At 74.7% G+C, this 18,645-nt stretch carries 16 protein-coding genes; 5 read left to right on the top strand and 11 right to left on the bottom strand.

What is annotated here, in order from left to right; all coding sequences use genetic code 11:
- Positions 1-85: 85 nt before the first annotated feature.
- Positions 86-742, bottom strand: coding sequence for a cutinase family protein (locus QP089_RS14080; RefSeq protein ID WP_285912019.1), 657 nt, complete (start codon positions 740-742; stop codon positions 86-88).
- A gap of 241 nt (positions 743-983) precedes the next feature.
- Between QP089_RS14080 and QP089_RS14075 the strand changes: the two genes are divergently transcribed.
- Both QP089_RS14075 and QP089_RS14070 read left to right on the top strand, forming a co-directional pair.
- Entirely contained in the window at positions 984-2,504 is a 1,521-nt protein-coding gene (locus tag QP089_RS14075; protein ID WP_285912018.1) for an alpha/beta hydrolase domain-containing protein, read from the top strand.
- A gap of 115 nt (positions 2,505-2,619) precedes the next feature.
- A complete protein-coding gene (locus tag QP089_RS14070; protein ID WP_285912017.1) occupies positions 2,620-3,726 on the top strand; it encodes a hypothetical protein in 1,107 nt (368 codons plus the stop codon).
- 1 nt (position 3,727) lies between these two features.
- Here the strand turns inward: QP089_RS14070 and QP089_RS14065 are convergent, their stop codons facing one another.
- Complete coding sequence (locus QP089_RS14065) at positions 3,728-3,943, bottom strand: hypothetical protein (RefSeq protein WP_285912016.1); 216 nt, start codon at positions 3,941-3,943, stop codon at positions 3,728-3,730.
- Positions 3,944-4,022: 79 nt separating this feature from the next.
- Here QP089_RS14065 and QP089_RS14060 point away from each other — a divergent pair, with 79 nt between their 5' ends.
- Positions 4,023-4,403, top strand: coding sequence for a YchJ family protein (locus tag QP089_RS14060; RefSeq protein WP_285912015.1), 381 nt, complete (start codon positions 4,023-4,025; stop codon positions 4,401-4,403).
- Between the two features lie 16 nt (positions 4,404-4,419).
- Here QP089_RS14060 and QP089_RS14055 read toward each other — a convergent pair whose 3' ends face one another.
- The 7 genes from QP089_RS14055 to QP089_RS14025 form a co-directional block, all read right to left on the bottom strand.
- Positions 4,420-5,241, bottom strand: coding sequence for a phosphoenolpyruvate hydrolase family protein (locus tag QP089_RS14055; RefSeq protein WP_285912014.1), 822 nt, complete (start codon positions 5,239-5,241; stop codon positions 4,420-4,422).
- Complete coding sequence (locus tag QP089_RS14050; RefSeq protein WP_285912013.1) at positions 5,238-6,449, bottom strand: Tm-1-like ATP-binding domain-containing protein; 1,212 nt, start codon at positions 6,447-6,449, stop codon at positions 5,238-5,240. The genes QP089_RS14055 and QP089_RS14050 overlap by 4 nt, the downstream gene beginning before the upstream one ends.
- Positions 6,450-6,516: 67 nt before the next feature.
- Positions 6,517-7,212 (bottom strand): ABC transporter ATP-binding protein, encoded by a 696-nt coding sequence (locus QP089_RS14045; protein ID WP_285912012.1) that lies wholly within the window; start codon positions 7,210-7,212, stop codon positions 6,517-6,519.
- Positions 7,209-8,141 (bottom strand): ABC transporter ATP-binding protein, encoded by a 933-nt coding sequence (locus tag QP089_RS14040; protein WP_285912011.1) that lies wholly within the window; start codon positions 8,139-8,141, stop codon positions 7,209-7,211. The genes QP089_RS14045 and QP089_RS14040 overlap by 4 nt, the downstream gene beginning before the upstream one ends.
- 49 nt (positions 8,142-8,190) lie before the next feature.
- Positions 8,191-10,833, bottom strand: a complete 2,643-nt coding sequence (locus tag QP089_RS14035) for an FtsX-like permease family protein (RefSeq protein ID WP_285912010.1) — start codon at positions 10,831-10,833, stop codon at positions 8,191-8,193.
- Positions 10,833-14,168 (bottom strand): FtsX-like permease family protein, encoded by a 3,336-nt coding sequence (locus QP089_RS14030; protein ID WP_285912009.1) that lies wholly within the window; start codon positions 14,166-14,168, stop codon positions 10,833-10,835. Before QP089_RS14030 ends, QP089_RS14035 begins: the two co-directional genes overlap by 1 nt.
- 111 nt (positions 14,169-14,279) lie before the next feature.
- The gene (locus tag QP089_RS14025; protein WP_285912008.1) at positions 14,280-15,545 is read right to left on the bottom strand and encodes an alpha/beta fold hydrolase; all 1,266 of its coding nucleotides are present in this window, start codon (positions 15,543-15,545) and stop codon (positions 14,280-14,282) included.
- A 50-nt stretch (positions 15,546-15,595) separates the two neighbouring features.
- On the opposite strand from QP089_RS14025, the gene QP089_RS14020 reads away from it, so the two are divergent.
- Together QP089_RS14020 and QP089_RS14015 are read left to right on the top strand one after the other, a co-directional pair.
- Complete coding sequence (locus QP089_RS14020) at positions 15,596-16,396, top strand: hypothetical protein (protein ID WP_285912007.1); 801 nt, start codon at positions 15,596-15,598, stop codon at positions 16,394-16,396.
- Positions 16,397-16,475: 79 nt separating this feature from the next.
- Positions 16,476-16,724 (top strand): GntR family transcriptional regulator, encoded by a 249-nt coding sequence (locus tag QP089_RS14015; protein ID WP_285912006.1) that lies wholly within the window; start codon positions 16,476-16,478, stop codon positions 16,722-16,724.
- A gap of 16 nt (positions 16,725-16,740) precedes the next feature.
- Here QP089_RS14015 and QP089_RS14010 read toward each other — a convergent pair whose 3' ends face one another.
- Entirely contained in the window at positions 16,741-17,652 is a 912-nt protein-coding gene (locus QP089_RS14010; protein ID WP_285912005.1) for a Sco1979 family transcriptional regulator, read from the bottom strand.
- Positions 17,649-18,473 carry an SAM-dependent methyltransferase gene (locus QP089_RS14005; protein ID WP_285912004.1) on the bottom strand — a complete coding sequence of 275 codons (825 nt, stop codon included), beginning with the start codon at positions 18,471-18,473 and terminating at the stop codon, positions 17,649-17,651. Before QP089_RS14005 ends, QP089_RS14010 begins: the two co-directional genes overlap by 4 nt.
- Positions 18,474-18,645 lie beyond the last annotated feature (172 nt).

Below are 18,645 nucleotides of genomic sequence, written 5' to 3'. Positions count from 1 at the left end.
ACCGGCCCGGCCGCGGGAGTGGATCGCGCGATGAGGACGGGACGCGCCGCCCGCGCATTCCATCGAACGCGCGGGCGGCGACGGATCAGCCGTTGATCCTTGCGGCGGCGAACTGGGCGCCCTGCGGGACGGTGCCGTTCGTCGCGTAGGTGAGGTGGGCGGAGATGTCGACGCCGTTCGCGCAGACCGGGTCGCCGAGGTTGCAGAACTCCTTGGCCTTCGGGCCGTAGAGGGAGCTGGCGGAGTTGATCGTCTGGCCGTAGAGGCGCAGCGGGTTGCCGTAGACCACGACGGCCTTGACGCGCGGGGCGAGGCTCGTCGGGATCGTGCCGCCGGTGCCGAGCAGGGTCCGGATGCCGATCGCGATGTCGGTGACGCTGGCGCCCTGGGAGTACCCGCCGAGCACGAACGAGGTGCCGGGGCAGGACGCGGCGACGGACTTGACGTGGTTGCTCATGTCGGTGGCGCCGGGTCCGGCGCTGGTCTGCGCGAGGTCTGCGGCGTAGTTCACCGCGTAGGAGCTCACCGACTTGCCGGGCAGGTCGCCGCGCAGGGAGCTGACGAACGGCGTCCCGACGATGCCCAGGCCGGGCAGTTCGCCGCTGCCGCGGGCGAACACGACGTCGACGTCGGAGCAGGCGGCCGACGCGGGTGCGGCGGAAACGGCGGCCAGGCCTGCGGCGCTCACGGCGCCGGCGAGGGCGACGGCCGCGAGCCGCCGGAGGGAGGGGGTGAGGGACATGCGGGCCTCTTTTCGTGCGCGGTGCGCGCGGGGGACGGATTCCGGGCCCCGACCGTTCGGGGCCGGTCAGCCCAGCAACGTAGAACGCCGCGGCCCGCGCGGCATCGGCAGAATCGCCGGTCTCTTCTCCGGTGTCGGCGGCGGGCGGATGCGGCCCCCGGGACTGGCGATTTCCCCGATGCCGGGACGGGCGGGGCGGCCGACACTGTGCTTCCCCCCGACCTGTGCTTCAGGAGGCAACGTGCGACCACCCCTGCGCTCCCCCCGGCGGCGGGCCACCGCCGCCGTACTGGGAGCGGTGCTCTTCAGCTCCTTCATCGGCGCGGCGCCCGCCGCGCACGCCGCCGCCGACGACCCGGCCGTCAGCGTCCCGCCGGCGGGCAGCCACGGATTCCCGTTCCTCGCCGCGGCGGAGGACCTCGGCTCGTTCGGCTACACCGAGAACGAGTACTTCATCTCCGGCACCGCGAAGTCGTACGGCAAGTCGGGCCTGTGGGGCTCGGACGGACGGTGGAACGTGCGCGAGACGGGCAGCGCCGCGTACAAGACGCGGCTGCTCGTCCGGCGGCCCACCGACCCGGCGAAGTTCAACGGGACCGTCGTCGTCGAATGGCTCAACGTCAGCGGGCAGCTGGAGCTGTCGCCCGACTACTGGTTCGAGCGCGACGAGCTGCTGCGCGAGGGGTACGCGTGGGTCGGCGTCTCGGCGCAGGCGGTCGGCGTCAACGGCGGGCTCGGCGAGATCAAGGGCCTCAAGGGCTGGGACCCGGCGCGGTACGGCACGCTCGTGCATCCGGGCGACGCCTACTCCTACGACATCTTCTCCCAGGCCGGACAGGCGCTGCGCGCGCCGGACGGCCCGGACCCGCTCGGCGGGCTGCAGGTCAAGACGCTGCTCGCGGACGGCGAGTCGCAGTCGGCCGGGTTCATGACGACCTACGCCAACGCCGTGCAGCCGGTGGCGGGGGTCTACGACGGGCTCATGATCCACAGCAACAGCGCGGTGGGCGCGCCGATCACCGGCGAGCTGGGCGACACGCTGTCGATGCCGAACCCGTCGCGGATCCGGACGGACCTGAAGGTGCCGACGTTCGTCGTGCTCACCGAGACCGACGTCCCGCTGGCGTCGGTGGCGCGGCAGCCGGACACCGGCAGCGTCGTGCACTGGGAGCTGGCCGGCACGTCCCACGGCGACCAGTGGGCGTACGACCTCGGCGACCCGACGCTGAAGAAGTCGGCGGGGTCGGCGGCGCCGCAGGCGGACTGCTCGCCCGGGACGGCGCCGTTCAACGACGGCCCCGGCCACTACTCGATGAACGCGGCGCTGCGCCATCTGGCGTCGTGGGCGCGGGGCGGGGCCCGGCCGCCGAGCGGCGCGCCGCTGAACACGGTGCTGCGGGACCCGCGCACCGGCCTCGCCACCGGCGGCGTCCGGCTGCCGGACGTCACGGTGCCGACGCGCACGCTCACCGGCCTGCGGAACATCGGCCTCAACGACGGGGTCTTCTGCGGCCTCTACGGCGCCCGCGACCCGTGGAACGGCGACAAGGACGGCTGGGACCGGCACGACGCCGGCGACCCGTCCGACCCGACGCTCCCGCCCACCGCCGAGCCCGTGCTGAGCCGGCTCTACCCGACGCACGCCGGGTACGTGAGCAAGGTGCAGGCGGCGGCGCAGCAGTCCGTCGACGGCGGGTACCTGCTGCCCGAGGACGCCGCGGCCATCGTCAAGGCCGCGCAGGACTCCGGCATCGGCGGCTGACCTCGAAGGACGGCGCGGCCGGCGGGCGCCCGGCGATCACAGGCCCCCGCCGGCCGCGCGTCGCGCCGTGACGCGGGGCATTGACGGGACGATTGTGCCAGTAGATGCTGGCGTCATGAGACGGTCATGCGGGTGGCGGGGTGCGGTCGCGGCGGGTGCGCTGGCGGTGCTGGGGATCGGTGCGGCGCCGGCGCGGGCGGACACCGGATGGCATTCGGTGGCCTCGCCGTTCGTCCCGGGCGGCACGCTCGCGGGGGTCGCCGCGATGGCGCCGGGCGACGCCTGGGCCGTCGGGACCTACTACCACGTCGGCTCGACGGTCTTCGACCATCCGCGGCCGGTGATGCAGCGCTGGACGGGCTCGGGCTGGCAGGGCTACCCGCTGCCGAACGGGCAGTACGACGCGAGCCTGGACGCGGTGGCGGCGACGTCGCGCACCGACGCGTGGGCGGCCGGGTACACCAGCAGCGCCTACCAGGTCGGGAAGAACTGGATCCTGCACTGGGACGGGACCTCGTGGACGCAGGTCCGCATCCCCGAGGGCGACGACGCGGCGGCGGGCAAGGCGTCGGTCGACGCGAGTCCGGGGAACGCATGGGTGTCGTTCGACTATCACGAGGTCTTCCGGATCAGCGGCGGCGCCGCCGAGCGGGTCCCGCTGACGGGCCCCGCGCAGGAGATCTCGATCGCGCGGATCCGGGTCGGCGACGGCACCTGGATAGCCGGCCGGCACGAGCATTGGGACGGCCAGTGGGCGTACTACCCCGACACCGCGCAGTGGGACGGCCGCACCTGGACCGAGCACCCGATCACCGTGTGGCCGGCGACGGCGCGCGCGACGGACGTCCTGCCGCTCGGCACCGGCGACGTGTGGGCCATCGGCCAGTCCGACGACCCCTCCGGCCCGCCCTTCCTCGCGCACTGGGACGGGACGGCCTGGCGCAACGTCCCGCTTCCGGGAGCCGGACCGGCGACGCGGGCGACGCTGGCGCCGGACGGCCGGGGCGGCGCCTACGCGAGCGGGATGGCCGGCGACGTGCCGGGCGCGCCGATGATCTTCCATCTCGACGCCGCCACGGGCACATGGTCGCGGGTGCAGGTGCCGCAGTCGGCCGGGACGTGGAACTCCGTGCTGACCGCCCTCAGCGTCGCGCCCGGCGGGACGACGATGTGGGGCACCGGCAAGAGCGCCCTCGGCACGCTGGTGATGACGACCGGCTGAGTCAGCTCGTGTCGACGGAGCGCTGCTGGCCGGGGTAGCCCGGCTTCTGCTCGGGGAGCCCCACCATGTCGTCGTCGAGCGACCCGGCGGTGAGCGGCAGCTCCGGCGGTTCGGGCTCGGGGCCCTCGGGCTTCTCGCCGGACGGCGGGGCGTCCACCGGGCCGCCGGCGTTCACCCCCTGGGACTCGACGAGGTCGTCCTCATGCTGTTCAGGCATGTTCGCCCCCTTACCCACTGGACGCCGGAATAGCCGGATGTCCAGCGGGGACGCGTCCTCGCTGCGGGACAATCGGAGCATGGCGAAGAAGTGCGCGTGCGGGTCCGGGGCCGCCTACGGGGAATGCTGCGGGCGCCTGCACCGGGGCGAGGCGCAGGCGCGGACGGCCGAGGAGCTGATGCGGTCGCGGTTCAGCGCGTTCGCCGTCGAGGACGAGGACTACCTGCTGAGGAGCTGGCATCCGGCGACCCGGCCCGGCCACGTCGGCTTCGACCCGGCGATGCGCTGGACGCGGCTGGAGATCGTCCGCGCCGAGGACGGCGGCCCCGGCGACGGCAAGGGCGTCGTGGAGTTCCGCGCGCACTACGCGGCCGGCGGTGAGGACGGCGTCCTGCACGAGATCAGCCGGTTCGTCCGCCATGACGGCGCCTGGGTCTACGTCCGCGGCAAGACGCTCTGACCCTCGGTCGTGCGCTTCAGATGTTCAGGTTCTTGAAGGCGGCCACCTGCTCGGTGATGGCCCGTTCGGTCGGCAGCCGTTCGACCGAGGAGGCGCCGAAGAACCCCACGACGCCCTGCGTCCGCCGCAGGACGTAGGCGGCGTCGTCCGGTTCGGCGATCGGGCCGCCGTGGCACAGGACGAGCACGTCGTCGCGGACGGCGGCCGCCGCGTCCCGCATCGCCTGCACCCGCTCGACCGCCTCGTCCAGGGTCAGGGCGGTGCCGGCGCCGATGCTGCCCTTGGTGGTGAGCCCGACGTGCGGGACGAGGACGTCCGCGCCCGCCTCCGCCATCGCGCGCGCCGAGTCCTCGTCGAAGACGTAGGGGGCGGTGACGAGGTCGCGTTCGCGGGCGAGCCGCACCATCTCCACTTCGAGGTCGTAGCCCATGCCGGTCTCTTCGAGGTTCTGCCTGAACACGCCGTCGTACAGGCCGACGGTCGGGAAGTTCTGCACCCCCGCGAACCCCATCGCCTTCAACTGGTCGAGGAAGACGGGCATGACCCGGAACGGGTCGGTGCCGCACACGCCCGCGAGGACCGGAGTGTCCCGCACGACCGGCAGCACCTCGGCCGCCATCTCGACGACGATCTGGTTCGCGTCCCCGTACGGCAGCAGGCCCGCCAGGGAGCCGCGCCCGGCCATCCGGTAGCGGCCCGAGTTGTAGATGATGATCAGGTCGACGCCGCCGGCCTCCGCGCACTTGGCGGACAGGCCGGTGCCCGCGCCCGCGCCGATCACCGGCTTGCCCGCCGCGACGGCGGCGCGCAGGCGTTCCAGGACGGTCCGGCGGTTCACTGCTCTCCCCCTGTGATCAGTTCGTGCAGCCGGTCGGCCATCGCGCGGCCGAACGACGGGTCGTTGATGTTCACGTCCAGCCTCTCGGTCTCGACGGCGCCGTCCATCGCCGCGAAGCAGGCGGCGTCGGCGTCCGGGTCGTGGAACGGCATGCCGGGCGCGTCCAGCGCCGACACCCCGCCGAGCGGGACGAACAGCACCGTCGGCCCGGTCGCCGCGGCCAGCTTCGCCGCGACCCGCCGCCCGAGCTCCGCCATCTCCTCCGGCGTCGTCCGCATCAGCGTCACGGTCGGGTTGTGGACGTAGAGGTTGCGGCCCGCGAACCGCTCCGGGACGGTGCCGCGCGGGCCGAAGTTCACCATGTCGAGCGCGCCCGGCGCCACGACCTGCGGGATCCCGTGCCGGCCCGCCGCCGTGAGCCGCTCCGGGCCCGCCGACAGCACCCCGCCGACCAGATCGTCGGCCAGTTCCGTCGTCGTCAGGTCGAGGACGCCCGCGATGAGCCCGCTGTCGACCAGACCTTCGAGCGCGCGCCCGCCGGCGCCGGTCGCGTGGAAGACCAGCACCTCGTAGCCCAGTTCGTCGAGCCGTTCCCGCGCCGCGTCCACCGCCGGGGTCGTCACGCCGAACATCGACGCCGCCACCAGCGGCCGCTCGTCCGCCGCCTCCCGCGGCGCCGCCGCGTACGCCTGCGCCATGCCCGCCGCCGCTGCCGCCGCGTTCCCGAGGATCAGCCGCGACACCCGGTTCACGCCCGCGATGTCGACGACGCTGTAGGTCATCGTGACGTCCTTCGCGCCGACGTAGGGAGACACGTCCCCGGACGCCATCGTCGACACGATCAGCTTCGGCAGCCCGATCGGCAGGTCCCGGACGGCCCGCGCCGCGATCGACGACCCGCCGCTGCCGCCGACCGCGAGGACCGCGTCCACGCGTCCCTGCGCGATCAGCTCGGCGAGGACGACCGCCGCGCCCTCGCCCATCGCGGTGACCGCCGGGCCCCGGTCGCCGGCGTCCCGCAGCACCTCGATCGACGTGCCGCCCGCCCGCGCGACCCGCTCCGCCGGCACGTCCGCCGCCGCACGCGGCTCGCCGACGCCCGCGTCGACCAGGACGACGTCGCAGCCCAGCTCCCGGAGCCGGTCGCGCAGCCAGTCGTACTCGGCGCCCTTGGTGTCGAGCGTCCCCACCAGCACTACGGTCGCCACGCCGCGCCCTCCCGTCCCGGATCCCGCCTTCGAGGATCCTGCCCTGCGCGCGCCCGCACAACCGGCCTCAGAGGGCCGGCACCGGCGCTTCGGTGATCTTGCCGTCCTCCAGGTGCAGGACGCGGTCGGCCTCCGACAGCAGCGCCTGGTCGTGCGTGGCGACCAGCACCGTGACGCCCTCGCCGGCGACGACCGCGCGCAGCAGCGGCATGATCGCGGCGGCGGTCTCGGAGTCGAGCTGGCCGGTGGGCTCGTCGGCGAGCAGCAGCCGCGGCCGGTTGGCCAGGGCGCGGGCGATCGCGACGCGCTGGCGCTGCCCGCCCGACATCTCGTAGGGCCGCTGCGCCGCGTGGTCGGCGAGGCCGACGAGCGCGAGCAGCACCCGGACGCGCTCGTCGCGCTCGGCGGGCGCGGTGCGGGCCAGCCGCAGCGGCACCTCGACGTTCTCGGCGGCCGACAGCACCGGGATGAGGCCGTGCGACTGGAACACGAAGCCGATGTCGTCGCGGCGCAGCGCGAGCAGCTCGTCCTCGGAGAGGGCGCCGATCTCGCGGCCGTCGACGCGGACGGTGCCGCCGTCCGGGACGTCCAGGCCGCCGATCAGGTTCAGCAGGGTCGTCTTGCCGGAGCCGGACCGGCCCTTGATCGCGACGAGCTCGCCGGGCGCGACGCGGAACGACGCGCCGCGCAGCGCGGGCACCTCGACCCGGCCGGTGCGGTAGGTGCGGACCAGGTCGTCGACGGCGACCATCGGCTCGGTCATGCGCGCTCCTCGGGACGGTCGGGCCAGACGCCGACGTGGTCGCTCTCCAGCGCGAGCCGGACCCGGTCGCGCATGCCGAGCGACTCGGTGAAGCCGCGCGGCAGCTGGACGCGGCCGACCCGGTCGAGCACGGCGTACTCCTCGGCGGTGCGGGTGCCGTCGGCCTCGTCGCGGCGGCGGACCTCGCTGCTGGTGCGGCCGTCGCGGATGCCGACGGTGCGGTCGACCCGCTCGGACACCCCCGTGTCGTGCGTGACGATCACGGTGGTGGTGCCGAACTCCTGGTTGACGCGGCGGAACGCGGCGAACACCTCGGCGGCGGTCGCGGTGTCGAGCTCGCCGGTCGGCTCGTCGGCGAGCACGACGTGCGGCTCGTTGGCGACCGCGACGGCGATCGCGATGCGCTGCTGCTGGCCACCGGACAGCTCCGCGGGGCGGCGGCCCGCGCACTCGCCGACGCCGAGCATGCCCAGCAGGTCGGCGGCGCGGGTGGCGCGCTCGCGGCGGGACCGTCCGGCGAACCGCATCGGCAGCTCGACGTTCTGCGCGGCGGTCAGGTACGGCAGCAGGTTGCGGGCCGTCTGCTGCCAGATGAAGCCGACCTTCTCGCGGCGGAACGTCAGTCGCTCCCTGGCCGACATGGTGAGCAGGTCGGAGCCGGCGACCCGGGCGACGCCCGCGGTCGGCACGTCCAGCCCGGACAGGATGTTCAGCAGCGTCGACTTGCCGGAGCCGGACGCGCCGACGACGGCGATCAGCTCGCCGGGGTCGACCAGCAGGTCCAGGCCCTGCAGCGCGACGACCTCGATGCCCTCGCTCTTGTAGATGCGGACGAGGTTGTCGCACACGATGTGCGCGCCCTCGCCGTAGGCGGGGCCGCGCTCGACGGCGCGGCGTTCGAGTTCGGCCAGGTCGGGTGCGTCGGCCACGTCTGCTCCTGTCCGTGCGGGGGGCCTCCCCCGGTCCTCTTCGCTCACTTCAGTCCCCCGTTCTCAGGACGTCGCCCAGGGCCGAGCGGTCGAAGGCGCGGTCGACGGCGAGGGCCGCAGCGGCGGCCAGCAGCAGCGCGGCGAGCAGCGCCAGGAGCGCGGCGGCGCCGGGCGTGTGGCCGGTGGCGGCGTACCCCGAGGTGTAGGGGCGCAGGTCGACGACCGGCCCGGTGATCTCGGGCAGGAACAGGCCGAGCACCCATCCGGCGGCGACCGCGCACAGCAGCACCGGTGCGATCTCGACGAGTGCGAGGACGCGGGACCGGCGCCGGTCAAGGCCGAGGACGCGCAGGTGCGCGACGGTCCGGGCGCGGGCGCGCGCGCCGACGACCAGCACGAACAGCACGGCGAGCAGCCCGTAGCCGCCGGCGATCAGCGCGGCGTCGCGGAAGGTGCGGTGCACGAGGTCGATCGTCGGGACGTCCGTCATGTCGTGCAGGACCTCGCTCCGCAGTTGCAGGCTGCTGGTGGTCTCCTTCGGGGAGGAGGCGGCGAGGACCCTGCCGAGCGCGGCGCCGTCGACGCGGTCGCCGCCGATGAAGATCTCGGAGGGCCGCTGCATGGAGTCCAGCGCCTTGTAGGGGACGATGACGAACGCGGAACCCGGCGCCACGGAGGGGAACTCCTTGATCGTCCCGGTCGGCTCGACGCGGATGGGGCCGGCGAGGGAACTGGTCAGCGTGACCGTCCTGGACCCGGTCTTGAGGATGCGGTCGGCCTCCGGCGAGACGAGCTGCCCGTTCGGCGCGCCGGGAACGCCGGGAACATGGGGGAACGCCGCGCGGTAGGCGGCCAGGTCGACGCCGACGACGGTGATCGGGGTCTGGTCGCCCGGCCCGGTCGCGCCCTCGACGACGCGGGCCGGGACGGCGGCGGTGACGCCGTGGACCGCGCGCGCCTTGGCGACGGCGCCCGGGTCGAGGGCGGCGGACTCCAGCCGGGCGTCGCCGCCGATCGTGCTGTAGGAGGCGCGGACCTGCCCGTCGCGCAGGGTCGTGTCGACGGTCGCGCTGAACCCGGCGACGGCGGCGGCGAGCAGCAGCACGACCAGCGGCAGCGACCCGATCATGGTCTGCCGGGAGGCGCGCGCGAGGCCGACGAACAGGACGGCGCCGCGGCCGCGGCGCAGCGCGGGCGCGGCGGCGCGCAGCAGGTGGGGGTAGGCGCGCAGGACGAGCATGCCGAGCGCGGCGCCGAGCAGGACGGGGACGGCGGCGACGAGCGGGTCGGCGCCGGACGCGCCGCCGCGCCGCCGCAGCACCACGACGCCGGCGACGGCGACCGCGACGAGCAGCACGTCCAGGACGAGGCGGCGCGGGGAGCTCCGGGCGGCGGTCAGGTCGCCGCCGCGGGCGGAGCCGAGGCCGCCGCCGCGTTCGCGCAGCGCCGGCGCGGCCGACACCGCCAGGACGACCGCGACCAGGCCGGCCACGACGACGATCGAGCGGGACTGGGGCGGGCCGGCGTCCAGGAGGCGCCCGGCGGCGTAGCCGAGCGCGGCGGCGGGGACGACGGCGAGCGCACTGAGCCCGCAGGCGTATCCGGTGAGCGTGCGCAGCGACGCGCCGCGGGCGCGCATCGTGCCGAGGACCGGGCGGATCCGCTCGCCGAGCAGCCCGGTGGCCAGCAGCAGCACGCCGGCGGCGACGGCGGCGAGCCCGGCGAGCGCCGTCCCGAGGATGGACCGGGCGGTGCGCAGCCGGACGTCGAAGCCGTGCAGCCGGCCGTCCAGCGCGGTCACCGCGGTGCAGGAGAACGGGCCGGCCTGGCCCTGCACGGCGGTGCGGTAGGCGTCGAGATCGCCGCGGACGGCGTGGGCGCGGGCGTTGTCGAAGGCGGCGGCGCGGAAGGGGAACCGCCAGGTGAAGGTGAAGGTCCGGTCGGCGCCGTGGGTGAGGACGGTGTAGCCCCGCGCGTCCATCAGCGCGGTGCCGACGTCCCCCTCGGCGCCGTCCGGGCTGATGATCTTCCTCATGGCCTTGAGCAGGCCGGGGCGGGAGGCCCAGTACGGGTCGCGGGGATCGGTGGGCGCGAACAGGCCGCTGATGCGGACGTACAGGGGGCCGCGCGCGTCGGGGTCCCTGAGGGTCGCCCGGTCGCCGGGACGGTAGCCCATGGCCTGCGCGTACTGCTGCGCGACCAGCACCTCGACCTCCTGGCCGGCGGCGGGGACGTCGCTCGCTGGAGGCTTGTTCACCGGCGGCCGGCCGGCGACGAGGCGGACGCGCTTCCAGGCGCCCGGGTCCCAGTCGAAGCCCATCAGCCGCGGCCGTTCGAAGTCGCCTTCCATGAACATCTGCCCGGTGGCGGCGACGGACGCCTCGGGCGGCCCGGTGACCTCGCGCAGCGAGCCGGGCAGCAGCTGCTGCCAGCTGAGCCCGTTGGACTCCAGCACCACCTCGTCCGGGACGGCGACGGCGGCGTCGGTGCCGTGCGACTTGCCGGTGACGCGCAGGTCGGCGTCCGCGCCGACGGCCGCGGACGCGCCGCGGTCGTATCCGGCGGCGGTCGCGGCCGGGACGGTGACCGCCAGCACCGCCGACACCAGCGCCAGCACGGCGAGCGCGGCGAGCGGCGCCCACTGCGTGCGGGCCAGCCGCAGCCACGGTCCGGCCTGCAGGGCCCGGCTCATCATTCCTCCCCCGCGCGCAGTCCGGCGCCGACGTTGCGGCGGCGCAGCACCCGGATGACCGGGGGCAGCACCAGCGCGAGGACGGCGGCCGTCCCGGCGAGCATCGCGGCGACCAGCGGCCACTGGACGATCAGGACGGCCGGCGGGTACGGCTCGGTGGTCTGCAGCCCGACGACCAGGTGCGGGACGACGAGCCGGGCGACGACCAGGCCGAGCACGGTGCCGCCGGCGAGGCCGGCCACGACGAGGAACGCCTGCTCGACCGCGAGCATCCCGGCGACCTGCCGCGGGTGCACGCCGAGGGCGCGCAGCACCGCGAACTCGCGGGACCGCCGCCCGGCGGTGACGGCGGCGTTCACCACGAACGCGATGACGGCGAACGCGAGCGCGGACCCGAACCCGAGCACGAGGACGCCCTGGAGGGTGGCGCCGAGCGGCGCGTCGCGCAGTTGCGAGCGGAGCGCGGCGCGGTCGGCGGCGACCTCGCCCCATTCGTGGTGGTCGCCGACGGCCTGCGCCGCGGCCCGGGTGCGGCCGCCGGTGGTCGAGGCCCACCATTCGGTGGGCTGCGTGCCGCCGGCTCCGGACTGCCCGGCGGCGATCCGTCTCTGCGCGAGGGTGGGCAGGTCGACGAGGACGGCCGGGGTGCCGGGCGCGACCGTCGGCAGCGCCTCGGCGATCCCGACGACCCGGACGGGCTGGTCGCCCTCGCCGCCGCTCAGCGTGACGGTGCCGCCGACGCCGACCTTGGCGCGGGTCGCGGCGGCGGTGCTGACGACGCCCGGCACGACCGGCAGGAGACGCGGGTTGCCGGCGTGATGGGCGGGCGGTGTGCCGGTGCCGAGCACCGCGTGCACGACGGTTCCGCTGGTGGGCAGCTCGGCGCCGTACACGAGCTGGCCGGGCGGGGTCGTCGGGATCGCGATCCGGAGGAGCCCGCCGCCCGTCCCGGGTCGCGGGCGCACCGGCTTGGCGGGGTCGACGGGCTCGGCGAAGACGTCCCAGCTCGTCTTGGCGGGCATCGCCGCGTCGCCGGTGCCGTCGCCGCGGATGCGCTCCACGGTCAGGTCGAGGGGCCCGCTGTAGGGGTTGGCGTCGTAGGAGTAGTCCAGCGCGCGGACCGACAGCGGGTAGCTCGGCGCGCCGCCCGGCCCGGTGACGGCGGCGGCGTCGACCGCGATCGTGTGGGTTCTGCCGTCCGGCGGGACGCCGCCGAGGGCGACATGGCCGACCACGCCGCGCGCGTCGGCGACGCTCAGCTCCGCCGTGAAGGTCGGGCCCCGCTTCACCATCGCGTCGGGAGACCGCTCGGGGGTGGGGCCGGTTCGCTTCAGCCGCACGTCGACCAGCAGCCGTCCGGGCCTGCCGGGGATCACCAGCGCCGGCGCGCCGGGACGGGCGCCGGCCAGCTCGCCGAGCGCGAGGGCGTCGCGGAGTCCGGGGCGGACCCGCAGCATCGGCTCCAGCGCCCGCGCGTCGGCGGCGAGCATGACGGCGGACGCGGTGCCGATGGTGCCGTCGGTGCGTACCACGCCGGTCGTGGCCGTGACGCCGGGAAGCGCGGCGATCCGCGCGCCGGTCCCGAGCGGGGTCGCGCCGCCGACGCCGTTCACGCCGGCGACGCGCAGGTCGGTGCCGCTCTGGAAGTCGGCCTGGTCGGTCTGCGAACGGCGCCAGGTCGCCATCGTGGTGACCGACAGCACCCCGACGGCGATCGCCATGACCAGCAGCAGCACCGGCCCAGCGTAGCGCGAGGGCCGGCGGCCGACCTGGCGGGTGCCGAGGGCGGGGGCGAGGCCCCGGCCGCGCCCGACGACCCGCTCGGCGGCGCCGGACGCCAGCGGCACGGCGCGCAGCAGCAGGACGCCGCCGGCGAGCACCCCGAGCGCGGGCCCGGACACGATGACCGGGTCGACCCCGGTGGCGCCGCCGGAGCCGGTGGCGCCGTCCACCCCGTACCGGGTGAGCTGCCAGATCGCCAGCCCGGCGACCAGCAGCAGCGCGAGGTCGGCGCCCGATCCGCGCAGCCTGCCGCGGGCGGCGCGGCCCATTCCGGCCTGCGCCTCGACGAACGTCCGGTTGGCGCCGCGCAGCGTCGGCAGGCCGAGCGCGACGGCGCCGGCCAGCGCCGTGGCGACCGAGACGCCGAACAGCGGGAGGAGCGGCCCCGCGTCCAGGTGCAGGCCGGAGTCGCGGATCGCGGGGACGCGTCCGGCCAGGTGCAGCAGCGGCCCCGCCAGCAGCGGCCCGCACACCGCGGCGGGCAGCACGATCAGCGCGCCCTCGGCGACGCCGAGCCGGGTGAGCTGGCGCATGCCGAGGCCGCGGGTGCGCAGCAGCGCGACCTCGCCGCGCCGGTGGTCGGCCAGCAGCCGGGCGACCAGCATCCACGCGCACCCGGCCAGCAGGATCAGCTGCAGCACCGGGATCAGCAGCGTCGACCGGGTGACCCGCATGGCGTGGCCCAGCCGGCCGGTGAGCTCCGGCAGGTTCGTCACGGCGGTGTACTGCGCGCCGCCGAGGGCCTTGCCGTAGACGTCCCCGCCGTGCGCGACGCGGTCGCCGAGCGGGTCGAGGTCGCCTGCGTCGAGACGCCCCAGGGACGGCATGATCGTCCACCCGACGGCCACGCCGGTGCCGTTGAAGCGGGCGGCGAACACGTCCTCGGGCACCACGAGCGGACCGTAGGCGGTGTACTCGCCGCGCTCGACGCCGGTGGTGACCAGCCGGTCACCCCGCCAGAAGTAGTCGTCCGGCTCCGGCACGTCGAACAGCCCGACGATCTTGGCTCGCACGACGGCCTTCTCGTCGATGCGGCCGTGCAGGGTGAGGACGTCGCCGACCGAGGCGTGGACGAGGCGGGCGGCGGCGGCCGGGAGCGCCGCCTCGACCTCCGCGTCCTTTCCGGCCCCGGCACCCGGCGCGGGCCAGCGTCCCTGCGCGAGCCGGCCGTGCCGGTCGATGCCGGTGTAGGTCGCGAACGCGGTGAGCTCCGGATGCGGGCTCTTCTCCTGGCCCGGCAGCGTGTAGGAGTCGCTGCGGACGCCCATCGAGACCGTCACCGGAACGGTGCGGTAGACCTTCTTCACCGCGCCGTCCACCTGCTGCCGCGCGGCGGGCAGGCCGCCCGCCGGGACGGTGGTGCTGAGCGTCGTGCCGGCCGAGGCGAACGTCGCCTGCGCGAGCGTGCGCCGCAGTCCCTCGCGGGTCGTGGTGCCCGCGTAGCCCACCAGCGCCGCCAGCACGGTGGTGGCGAACAGCGCGGTGGCGCACGCCGCGAGCACCAGTGTCCGGTCGGCTGCCATGCGGCTGACGACGAGCCCCCGTTGCCCCATGGGCGTTCATGATCAATGCCTGTGACCGGGACAACAAGACCTGGTGACTTTCTTTTACTGATCGCAATATTTCCGATACTTGACCATGATCACGACAGGATCGGCCGCCGCTCAGCCCTCGCCGCGGCGCAGCGCGATGAGGCGGTCCAGGACGTGCGCGTCCGCCGACAGCCCGTTGTGCGCGTACTCGCTGGTCACCCACGTCCGGATGCCGGGGATCACCGCGGCCGTCGCCATCGACATCTCGCGGTCCACGTACATGTCGTCGTAGTAGACGGCCGCCGCCACCGGCACGGTCGTGGACGCCAGCCGGTCCGCGTCGTACAGCGCGGGCCACTCGTGCGCCGCCACCAGGTCGGCGCACTCCCGCAGCGGCGCCAGCGCCGGGTCCTCCTCGAACAGGAACGGCAGGATGGTCTCGCCGAGGAAACGGAACGGTCTCGCCCGCGGCTCGAACTCGGGGAACTCCGCGAGCACCCGCGCCGCCGCCCAGTTCGACGCCGTCCCGTTGCTGACGCACGACTCGTGGACGAGCGCGTACAGCGGCTGCGCGGCGAACGAGACGATGCCGTCGACGCCCCGCAGGAACGTGTCGGACAGCCGCCCACCTGCGACGAACGCCTCCTCCAGCAGGTAGTGCAGGTTGTCGAACTGCACGGAGTGGCCGAGCCCGATGCCGACCGTCTGGAACCGGCGCGCGGTCAGCCGCTCCCCACCCGGCAGCCGCTCGTCGTTGTCGTCCAAGTGCGCTGCGATGCGCGCGGCGACATCCTCGTCCTCGGGATAGCGCGCGAAATACCGCTCGTTGGCCGCCGCGATCCGCGGGTACGCGGCGCGGTACCAGTCGTCGGGCGTCCCCGTCAGGCTCGGCAGGCCGCCGGTGATGAACACCTCACTCAGCCCCTCCGGCGCGATCGACAGGTACGTCACCGCGCAGAACCCGCCGAAGCTCTGCCCGAGAACGCTCCACGGACGGTCGCCGGCCAGATGGCGGCGCAGCAACTCGGCGTCCCGCACGATCGAGTCGGCGCGGAAATGCCCCAGGTATCCGGCGGCGGCCTTCGGGTCGGCGGGCAGCGTCTGCCGGTTCGCGGGCGTGCTGCGCCCGGTGCCGCGCTGGTCGAGCAGCAGCACCCGGTACTCCCGCAGCGCCCGCTCCAGCCACGCGGCGGGCATCGCCCCCGGCCGCGGCGCCTTGTTCCCCGGCCCGCCCTGGAGGTAGAGCAGCCACGGCAGATCGTCGTCCCGCCTGCCGGGCGCGACCACCTCGCGCGCGTAGACCTGGATCGCCGGCCCCGACGGGTCGGCGTGGTCGAGCGGAACGTCCAGGACGTGATCGGTACAGGCGTACCCCGGCCCGGTGAACGAAGTCGGCATGCCTCCCACTATCGCCGACACCCCCACCTGCCCCGACATATGGTGTGCCGATGAGCGGAGGCCACGCCCACTACGTCATCGTCGACCGGGACGGGCACCGCGTCTGGTCCCGCCACCGCGGCGCGAGGACCCTCCAGACCGACCTGCTGTCGGGGCCCGATCGCACCCTCGAGTTCGTCCGCGCCCAGAAGGGCGGCACTCCGGACTTCTGGATGAACTCGGTGTGGTGGCGGGCCGTCCTCCTGCTCGACCTGCGGCGCCGGCGCCTGCTCGTCCAGATCGCCGACGAGGTGTGCGCCCCGTCCGTCCCCGAGATCCGCGCGTGGCTGCGGATCGTCCGCGCGTTATGGCCGGGCTGGGACGTCCGCTGGGCCGCGCGCGGCCTGCACGAGGTCATGGACTACCTCGGCCTGCCGTACGACACCGTCCGCTACCTGGACGACCCGCCGCGGCCCCTGCCCGAGCAATGGGCCGACCCTCCGAACGACGACGACCTCACCGAAATGCCCGAGACGCTCATAGCCGTCCGAAACGACGAGGGCCGCCTCTCCCTGGCCTCCACCTGGATCCGCACCCCGGACGCCGCACTCCTCGCCGGCCCGGACGCCCTCCTCGTTCCCCAAGACCAGGCAACGGACACGGCCGTCCTCGAAGGCGTCCCCTGGAACGGCCTCTACGTGGACGCGCCCGCCCGCCGCGCCCACTGGTGGGCGACCGACCTCCGCCTGGACCTTCGCCGCCTCCCCGCCCTCTGGCCCGCCTGGACCCTAACCGACCACGCCGACGCCTACGAGCAGGTGGCGGCCCTCATAGGCCCCACCCTCCTCATCGACCCCCCACCCGCGCGTTGAGTTGCGGCGAGTCGTTGTTATGGGCGGCCGGATAACAACGACTCGCCGCAACTCAACGTCAGAACAGTGACCGGTGTGCATGGTGGGCCTCTCCGATCCGCGTCCGCTGCGGGAGCAGATCACATCGCTGATCACGCGGCGGATCGCCGACGGCACCTACGCGGTCGGGTCGAAGATCCCGACCGCCCGCGAGCTCGCCCGCGAGTGCGACGTCAGCGAGCGGACGATCGCCGAAGTGATCAGGGGTCTCAGGGAGAGCGGCGTCCTGCGCGGGATACCGGGGCGCGGCGTCTACGTCCTGCGCATGCCGGACGACGGCGACGCCTGACCGGCCCGGGGTGGGGTTAGAGGGTGGCTAGGACGGTCTCTATGAAGGTGGGGGTGCGGGCCGGGGGTTCGGCTTGGACGCCTAGGCGGTTGAGGACGTCGCGGTAGCGGGTGACGTCGGACGGGCGGTCCGGGTACGTCGCGCCGGCGAGCTGCTCCAGGTACACCACGTCCGGCAGCTCAGGTTCGGCGAAGCGGAGCAGCGTGAGCGGGCCGCTCTCGCCGGCGTGCCCGCCGATGGCGAACGGCAGCACCTGGACGGTGACGTTCGGCAGCCGCGCCATCTCGATCAGGTGCCGCAGCTGCGCGCGCAGGACCTCGGGGCCGCCGACGGCGCGGCGCAGCGCCGCCTCGTCCAGCACCGCCCACAGCTTCACCGGCTCGGGCCGGTGCAGCACCTCGCGGCGGCGCATCTGCAGCTCGACACGGCGCTCGATCTCGTCGCGGCCGGCGTCGGGATGGCGGGCGGCGAGGAGCGCGCGGGCGTAGTCATCGGTCTGGAGCAGGTCCGGGACGTTCTGCACCTCGAACACCCGGACCAGCACCGCGCCCTGCTCCAGCCCGAGGTACGGCTCGAACCAGCCGGGCACGAGGTCGGCGTACCGCTGCCACCAGCCCGGCCGGTTCGCCTGCTCGGCCAGCTCCAGCAGCGCCTCGCGGCGGGCCGGGTCGTCCACCCCGTAGAGGGTGAGCAGGTCGGCGACGTCGCGCTCCTTGAACCCCACGCGGCCCAGCTCCATCCGGCTGATCTTGGAGTGGGAGCCGCGGATCTCGTACCCGGCGGCCTCGGTGGAGATCTCGGCGGCCTCGCGCAGCCGGCGCAGCTGCGCGCCGACGACCATCCGCAGCACGGTCGGCCCGGACGCGGCCGCGCCGAGCGCCGCGCCGGAGCCGCTCGCGGGCGCCTCGCCCGGATGCGGGACGCTCATGACGCCTTGCGCCCGACGGCGCAGAACTCGTCGACCTCCGGCGGCTCGCCGAACGGGCCGGGCTCGGACCGCCACCGCGACACCGACACGACGCCGGGCTCCAGCAGCTCCAGCCCCTCGAAGTAGCCGGCGATCATCTCCGGGGTCCGCAGGTGGTAGGCGGCGGGGCTGGCCTGGTTCCACATCTCGATCGCGCTGCGGAACGCCTCGCCGGTGATGACGTCGGTGCCGTCGGCGACCGCGAGGTGGCTGCCGGCGGGCAGCGCGTCCATCAGCCGGCCGACGATCGCGCACGCCTCCCGATGCTCGGCGACGTGGCCGAGGATGTTCAGCAGCATCAGCGCGATCGGCCGGTCGAAGTCGAGCGTGCGGGACGCCTCGTCGACGATGCGCTCGGGGTCGCGCAGGTCGGCGTCGATGTAGTCGGTGGCCCCCTCGGGTGCGCTGGTCAGCAGCGCGCGGGCGTGCGCGAGGACGAGCGGGTCGTTGTCGACGTAGACGATGTGCGAGCGCGGCGCCACGCGCTGCGCCACCTCGTGGGTGTTGTCGACGGTCGGCAGCCCGGTGCCGATGTCGAGGAACTGCCGGATCCCGGCCTCGCCCGCCAGGTACCGGACGGCGCGGGCGAGGAAGGCCCGCGAGTGCTTGGCGACGTCCACGATCTGCGGGTAGACGGCGACGAACTGGTCGCCCGCGGCGCGGTCCACCGGGTAGTTGTCCTTGCCGCCCAGCCAGTAGTTCCAGATGCGGGCGGACTGCGGGACGGACGTGTCGATCTCGGGCGCCGGCGGCGGGTCCGGTTCTCGCTTCGGGTCTCCCACGGACGCCTCCTCCGGCGCACGGCGACGTGCCTACGGAGAGAAGTTACCCGTCGGCGGCGCGGTTGCCCAATGCACCGTGACGGACCGTTTCGTGGGATTCTCAGCCGTCCTGTGTCGCTTCATCCGGCGCCGACCCGCGGTGACCTGGCACGATACGAGCCCGCGAGAAAAG

The organism is Actinomadura opuntiae, assembly GCF_030283205.1.
In the GTDB taxonomy this organism is placed as follows: Bacteria; Actinomycetota; Actinomycetes; order Streptosporangiales; family Streptosporangiaceae; genus Spirillospora.
This window is presented reverse-complemented; position numbering and strand designations above follow the sequence as displayed.